Genomic DNA, 1,433 nt, shown 5'->3' with positions numbered 1-1,433 from the left:
CCCAATGCCAGTCAGTTAAGCTGACTGGCATTTTTCTTTTTAGGGTATTTACGAGGCAGTCCCTTCACTACCCGTGGATAACTTCTATCCGGTCTCTTATTGGGTAGTTCCAGCATTCGTAGCGTCTCTAACAGGTATTCATAATGCTCTGGTAGCTTGCTGGCACTGCGTATTGTGGCGGAGATGAAGAAGGTCACAACCTGTCGCATGCACAGACTAAAGCTTAATCTTGTAGGCGCCACGTCCGGAGTATGCTTCACTGCATCCAACATGACCAGGCGGACGAGATTATAGGCCAGCAATAGTCCCCATAACTCCTGCCTAACCATTTCAGGTTTCTTGCTGCGCAGAGTGAGCTTGGCTTGATGTAAACCCTGCTTCATCTCCCTGAAGCCCACTTCAATCTCCCAGCGCTGGGTATATACATCGACCACATCATCGTAAGGATAACGCAGCGTGTCTGTCATAGAGCTTAAGACCCGGTAGGTTTTCCCATCCAGTTGGTAACTGGTCAGGCGGGCTTCTATCATTTCAGGGAGGTCCTCGAACTTGTTTCTGGCCTGAGGCGTGCTTTTCAAAACAACAATGGCATCATTCTCGTTGAGCTGGTGTTTGATGCTGTATTGTAAATCTTTACGCGCAGGCAACATCCAGTGAGTCTGCTCGCCTTTTTGACGCCATTTATGCAGGAGACCTAATGAGTAGTATCCCTTGTCAAACAAGGTTAGCGAGTTATCCGGCACCGATGATAGCAGTCTTTGAGCCAGCGTCATTTCTCCAACCTGGCGGCTGTCGAACTCACTGGCAAGTAGCATGTGGCTGGAGGTTTCCATCAGGCTGCACATCCTAATCTGGGGGTAGACAACATCGCCGTGGTTATTGCGCTCGCACCCAAACTCGGTCAGGTTGTCCTGTGTGTCCTGAGCCCGGAACATAACCCCATCCACAGCCAGTAAGTTCAGTCCACACCATTGCTCGAAGGCTTCTTGCTGAAAAGTGCGTTCCGCCATCATATGAAACACACGACCTACAGCCTCGTCTCCAAGCCGCTGACGAGCCTGTACCAACGCACTGGGCGCAACCAACTTATTTTTACCGGGTAATGAAATATCCAGTTTGCTGGCGATGTCCCATACTGGCTCGTTGCGGAACAAGCTCATACCAATGACGGACCACATAACGGCATCAAGGGGCAGTCGCCTGCGCCGCACCGTCGCGACACCTGAATATTCAAACGCCTGCTCCAGTATCTCAGGGTCCAAAAACGACTTGAACTTATTAACAGAGTTAAGTTCGTCTGCAGCAGTAAAAGTGTCATCAAGAAGGCTGTGAAGAGGCATAAAAAAATCCGATATCAGAAACTGATATCGGATTTTGAACCCTTCAAAAGATCGGTCAACCGATCATTAAATTCTTAACTGATCGGCATTAGG

General features: G+C 49.3%; 1 protein-coding gene. It reads right to left on the bottom strand.

The genetic code is table 11. From position 1 onward, the window contains the following. Positions 1–11 precede the first annotated feature (11 nt). Positions 12–1,340, bottom strand: coding sequence for an IS4 family transposase (locus OCL06_RS00005; RefSeq protein WP_262991669.1), 1,329 nt, complete (start codon positions 1,338–1,340; stop codon positions 12–14). Positions 1,341–1,433: the final 93 nt, after the last annotated feature.

Origin of the sequence: Alteromonas salexigens, from assembly GCF_025628895.1 — a bacterium.
GTDB classification, from domain to species: Bacteria; Pseudomonadota; Gammaproteobacteria; order Enterobacterales; family Alteromonadaceae; genus Alteromonas; species Alteromonas salexigens.
Note: the sequence above shows the minus strand (reverse complement) of the source record. Positions and strands in the feature narration are given on the sequence as shown.